Source organism: uncultured Megasphaera sp. (genome assembly GCF_958350005.1).
Taxonomy (GTDB): domain Bacteria; phylum Bacillota; class Negativicutes; order Veillonellales; family Megasphaeraceae; genus Megasphaera.
On record NZ_CATWFF010000132.1, the window covers coordinates 1 to 5737 of the forward strand.

The 5737-nt window shown below is 48.1% G+C and carries 5 protein-coding genes; all 5 read right to left on the minus strand.

The genetic code is table 11. The annotated features are described in order from the left end of the window. Positions 1-165: 165 nt before the first annotated feature. Genes phnX through Q3886_RS07970 form a run of 5 tightly spaced genes read right to left on the minus strand, consistent with a single transcriptional unit; the run spans position 166 to position 5634 of the window. Positions 166-948, minus strand: coding sequence for a phosphonoacetaldehyde hydrolase (gene phnX, locus Q3886_RS07950; protein ID WP_301860808.1), 783 nt, complete (start codon positions 946-948; stop codon positions 166-168). Between the two features lie 2 nt (positions 949-950). Further along, a complete protein-coding gene (gene phnW / locus Q3886_RS07955) occupies positions 951-2051 on the minus strand; it encodes a 2-aminoethylphosphonate--pyruvate transaminase (RefSeq protein WP_301860809.1) in 1101 nt (366 codons plus the stop codon). Positions 2052-2074: 23 nt separating this feature from the next. Further along, a complete protein-coding gene (locus Q3886_RS07960; RefSeq protein WP_301860810.1) occupies positions 2075-3076 on the minus strand; it encodes an extracellular solute-binding protein in 1002 nt (333 codons plus the stop codon). A 24-nt stretch (positions 3077-3100) separates the two neighbouring features. Continuing rightward, the gene (locus tag Q3886_RS07965; RefSeq protein ID WP_301860811.1) at positions 3101-4855 is read right to left on the minus strand and encodes an ABC transporter permease subunit; all 1755 of its coding nucleotides are present in this window, start codon (positions 4853-4855) and stop codon (positions 3101-3103) included. Positions 4856-4866: 11 nt separating this feature from the next. Further along, a complete protein-coding gene (locus tag Q3886_RS07970) occupies positions 4867-5634 on the minus strand; it encodes an ABC transporter ATP-binding protein (RefSeq protein ID WP_301860812.1) in 768 nt (255 codons plus the stop codon). Positions 5635-5737 lie beyond the last annotated feature (103 nt).

Sequence of the window (5737 nt, forward strand, 5' to 3'; positions counted from 1 at the left end):
GTATATAGGGGATAAGCAAGAACTTCGTCAAGCCGGTGTAATAACTCTGTAAAATACAGCTTTTCCCTGCAATATTTTGCAATATTTATAAGAGGTCTTTTTGCAAAAAAATACCGCTGCACCACAAGGGTACAGCGGCATCCCAAAAAGAGAGAGAGAAATAGGTTACTGATGTTGAATAGTTTCCAGAAGGGCCGGAAGTTCTGTCATATCCTGAATAATGTAATCGGCGCCGGCTTCGGCAAAGACCTTGCGGACCTGGTCACGGCGGGCAGCTTTTTCTTCTGCCGTCATTGCGTTGAACTGGTCTTCATTCAATCCCATTACGGAGCTTCCGTCCATGACGCCAACCGACCATACGCCGGCAGCTTTGCCTTCTTTAATATCGGAGACCGTATCGCCGACTTTTACGACGTGTTTTACGTCTGACAATTTCAATTCCATCATGTTTTTAAAAATCATGTACGGATAGGGCCGGCCCATACCGTTTGTCGAATCGGGAGAAAACCAGCAGTCTGGCTTATAGCCCTGTTCGGCGGCAACTTTGGCGACAATGTCCATCATGACGTCCGTATACCCCGTCGTCGAGCCGATTTTCAGCCCCATATCACGCAGTTTGGCAATCGTTTCAATGACGCCGGGCTTTACTTTTGTATAGTTGGTCAGCGTTGACAGAAGTTCCGGTTCAAAGTGGCTGTAAATCGTTTCAATATCTTCCGTTTTCCAGGCAGTGCCATGTTTTTCTTTCCACGCCGCGCCAATGCGGTCCATAGACAGCATGGTCTTAATATGATCCCGTTTCAGCATGCCCATGGGCTTTCTTGTTTCTTCTTCCGTAACGGTTACGCCGTTGGCAGCAAAGCTGTCCATAAATGCCTTAACCGGGGCCATGCAGCCAAAATCAACAGTTGTTCCTGCCCAGTCAAATATAACGCCTTCCAATTTCATCTTTACTTCAATCCCTTCTGATAATCTTTAAATATCTGTAAAATCCGGCAAACATCGTCGTCATAAATTTCGCCGATATTTCCCAGGCGGAATGTATCCTGCTCCGTCAGTTTGCCTGGATAAATAACATAGCCGTGCTTTTTCAAATATGCGTACATATCGGCAAAGTCAAAGGCCTGATTCTGCGGGTACAGGAAGGTCGTAATAATCGGCCCCTGTACGGACGGGTCAATATAGGCCCGGAAGCCCAGTTCTTCCATGCCCTGCCGAAGATGGGCATTCGTCCGGGCATATCGTGCATGCCGGGCAGCAATGCCGCCTTCGGCGTCCAGTTCCCGCAGGGCTTGGCGGAATGCGGCGACGACGTGCGTCGGCGACGTAAACCGCCATTTGCCGCCGTCCTGTTCCATCGTTTCCCACTGGGCATACAGATCCAGCGACAGGCTCCGCGCCATGCCTTTCGTCGCTTTCAGGGCGTCTTTCCGGGCAATAATAAAGGAAAATCCCGGCACACCCTGAATGCATTTGTTGGCACTGCTGATCAGATACGTAATGCCCAGCTCCGGCACGTTAATATCGACGCCGCCAAAGCTGCTCATGGCATCTACAATAAACAGTTTACCATATTTTACGGCAATTTTGCCAATTTCTGCAATATTATTCAAAATTCCCGTCGTCGTTTCGCTGTGTACCATGGCAATGTGCGTAATGGCAGGGTCAGCGAGGAGCGCTGCTTCTACGGCATCGGCCTGGGGGACCGTATCATAGGAATTCTCTACAGTCGTATAGGGAATATGGTGGTACCGGCAGATTTCAGTCATGCGCTTGCTGTAGGCGCCGTTGACGGCAATGAGCACTTTATCCGTACTGCCAACGACGCTGGAAAGTACCGATTCTACGCCAAAGGTGCCGCTTCCCTGCATGAGTACTGTCGTATAGCCCCTTTCGGCATGAGCCAGTTTCAGCAAAGCTGCGCGGATTTCCTGAGTCATTTGTTTATAGTCTGCATCCCAGGTGCACAGGTCGACGAGCATCTCTTCTTTTACCGTCTCCGTCGTCGTCAGGGGACCGGGCGTCAGTAATTTATACGTATTCTTATCCACGTTTCTATACCTGCTTTCTGTACTTAGTTGCCTTTAATCAGCTGCTGATGTTTCTTCAGAAGATCAACAGTCAGTTTTTCCTTGAACTGTTTCGGATAGGCCGGTTCAAAGGCTTTATCTACTGTTTCTCCTTCATACAGAGCCATAGGATAGAATTTCAGCAGTTCCTGACGGCTGTTTTTCACAATACATTCTGCCATTTTCATTGCCAGTTCCTGCTTTTTGCTGTTTCCTTTATTGACGACAGCTACGCCTTCAGTGAGGAAGAAGTTCCCTTCTTTCGGGTCGATAACGGTAATGGGCAGGCCTTTCTGCTGTTCCATGAGTCCCTGATGACGAAGGCCGAAACCAATAGCTACTTCACCGGCTTTTACCTTTTTCAGCGGACCGGAACCGGATTTTTCCATATGAGGACCGGCATTGGCTTCCAGTTCTTTCATCAGTTTTGCCCCTTCCTGTTCGCCATAGGCATCGAAGATGGCCTGAGCCAGAAGCCACGACGTAGAAGAACCCATGATATCAGGAAGAGCAATTTTATCCTTGTAAATGGGATTGGCCAGATCTTTCAGCGTCGTCGGCATAGGCAGATTTTCTTTCTGCAGCACGTCTGTATTGACGAAAATAGCGCCAAACTGGCCTGTCGTCGGTTTATAGTAGGCCGGCGTTTCCTGAATCGTCTTGGCATCAAAGGTGAGGTCAGCGAACATATTATTCTGTTTCTGTGCCGAATCAATATAATACGTACTCATAGTCACCATATCGGCTTCTATATTTTTGCCTTCAGCCATGAGCTTGCCGCCCAGTTCGGACGTACCAAAGGACTGCATGACATATTTGCCTTCAAAGCCGTTGTTGTCCAGGGCGTGTTTGAACGCATCCTGTGCTTCCGGGTCGGCATTCGTATAAATAACGACCTGTTCATCACTGGATGCACTGTCCCCTTCGCTGCCGCCGCAGCCGGCCATGCCTACGGCCATGGACACGGCCAGGCATCCTGCCACCAAATACTGATACCACTTTTTCATGTTGTACTTCCTCCTCACTTTGCATTACAGCTGTTTATATGTTTCCTGCATCTGTACATTCTTCTGCAGGTCTTGCATGCCTATACGTTTTTTTCCGGTTTCATCAGCCTGACGCTTTGCACTGAACAGACGGCGTCCTTTTTCTTTAATACGGAAAACGATATCATCCGTATTGGCCAGGTAATCAAAGATGACTTTGACAATAATATTGGTCAGGAAAATGAGCAGGGACAGGACAAATACTTCGTCATACTTTTCAAAATACTGGGCCTGCGTAATCTTCGTCGTCATGACCATCGTCCGCGCGCCTGTAACAAAGATGATGGCACTGATCGTAACCAGAGCCTGAACGAAGATGTAGCTGAGCATCTGGAACACTGTCGACATGGTATTGGGAATAATAACCCGAAAAATCGTCTTAATCCACGAGTCGCCCATCAAAGCGCCTGTCCTTTCCCAGGACAGATTGATTTTGGACAGCGATGCCTGAATCATCAGGTACGGTGTCGTAAATTCACGAACAGAGTTCAGCAGAATAATGATGATAAAGGTGTTCTGAATAGGCGTGCCTGTAAAAGCAAACAGGAAGGCAACGCCCAGGACCATGCCGGGCACCGTATTAGTCACCATGGCGCAGGCATCCATCAGCATCTTGCAGACACCGGGAAGTTTGGAGCGGGCATTGACCAGGGCCGCCATATAGGCCAGAACCGTGCCAATCACTGCTGTTGCGCCGGCAACCATAATGGAATTCATATATACGGTCTTAATGGAGCGGTCACTTAGAATGCGCTGCAGCGTTTCCGTCGTAAACGTAACCTGATAAGGCCAGCTCTTAATAAAGGGCACAATGAACATAATCGCAAAGATTGCAAAAATTGCCGCAATAACCAGGATATACAGGAGGGCGAACAACGTATCCCGTACGCGGTCTTTCGGCAGTTCAAAAGTACTGATCTTGTTATACCGGAAGTTAAACCGTTCGGACAGGCGCAGCATCCACAGGGCGACGACGGAAGGTATGAGCATGATGACGGCAATAGCCGAGCCGGACTGGAAATCAGGCACAGCCCCCATCATGACCATGTACAGCTGCGTAGCCACAACGTTATACTGGCCGCCAATGGATGCGGGAATCCCAAAATCGGTAAAGGACAGGAAGAAAGACAGAATAAAGGAAGCCGCAATAGTTCCGATCATGGGGCGAACGCTGGTAATATAAAAGGTGCGAAGCGGGCTGTCTCCCATGAGCTGTGATACGACAATAAAATGCTTATCTACATACTTAAATGCGTTGTACAGCAGAATAAATGCCGGCGGCAGCGTATAAATAACGTAGGAAATAAGGAGTCCCCAGAAACCGTAAATCGAAAACAGCTGCGTTCCCAGCAGCTTGGTAAGAAGCCCCTGCTTGCCCAGTGAATAAATAACGGCAAATCCATAGGTCAAGGTCGGCAGAAACATGGGCAAAATGATGAGAACCTGCACGACAGACTTGAATTTAGCCGGCAAATTCGTGTAGTGAAGACCATAGGCCAGCATAAAGGCCAATACAACCGTAATCAGTGCTTCCAGCCCTGACACGGCAAAGCTGTGCTGGAGAGACAGGATAAATTCTTCATTCTTCAGAACTGACAGGTAATTGGCCAGGCCAATACTGCCGGAGGGCTGAATAAAGGACTTGCTCAGCAGGATCACCAGCGGACAGGCAACGGCCCCAAGAAAAACCGCGCAAATCAGAGTGAATATGACTTTTAATTCTATACGTTCTTTTTCCATGATCGTCACCTCTAGTGAGCTGTTGCTGAAGCATGGGACTGTTCGAACAACCGGAAAATATTATCCCGTTTGATCTGCAGCTGCGACAAGATAAACTTCTTTACAAAGTCATCGGCAGGAGCATGAATAATGCGTTCCGGCGTATCAAACTGGGCTATTTTCCCGCCATTTAAGATAAGTACGCGGTGGGACAGCGTAAGCGCTTCTTCCGGATCATGAGTAACGATGATCGTCGTCAGATGATACTGTCTGGCAATCTGGCGAATCCGGTCTTTAATAGATTCCTTAATGACGCCGTCCAGGGCACTGAGCGGTTCGTCGAGGAGCAGGATTTTCGGCTTCATGACCAGCGTACGGGCCAGGGCCACACGCTGTTTCTGTCCTCCTGAAAGCTGGCTGATCCGTTTTCCTGCATGTTCTTTCAGATCGAGGAGACGGATGAGATCGTCCACTTCTTCTTTGGTGGAAATATTCGGTTTGTTGCGAAGGCCATATACAATATTCTGATACGCCGTCAGATTCGGGAACAGGGCATAGTCCTGGAAGACAATATTAAATCCCCGTTTCTGCATCGGCACATGGCTCAGATCTTCCTCATCATACAGAATCTGACCGCTGCTGATCGGCGTAATTCCCAAAATAACATTGAGAAGAGTCGTTTTACCGCCGCCAGAAGGACCTAAAATCGAAATAATTTCACCATCTTCAACAGACAGCGAAATATCGTTCAAGATTACTTTGTCATCATATTTTTTGACAATGTGCCTTAATTCCAGCATGAAGATGCCGCCTCCTTTTCCTTTGCTTCTTGCAGTATATAGAAGCTATGAAAGAGATTGGTCAGTAATACGTAATTTCTTTGTAAAATACAGCATATTCTGA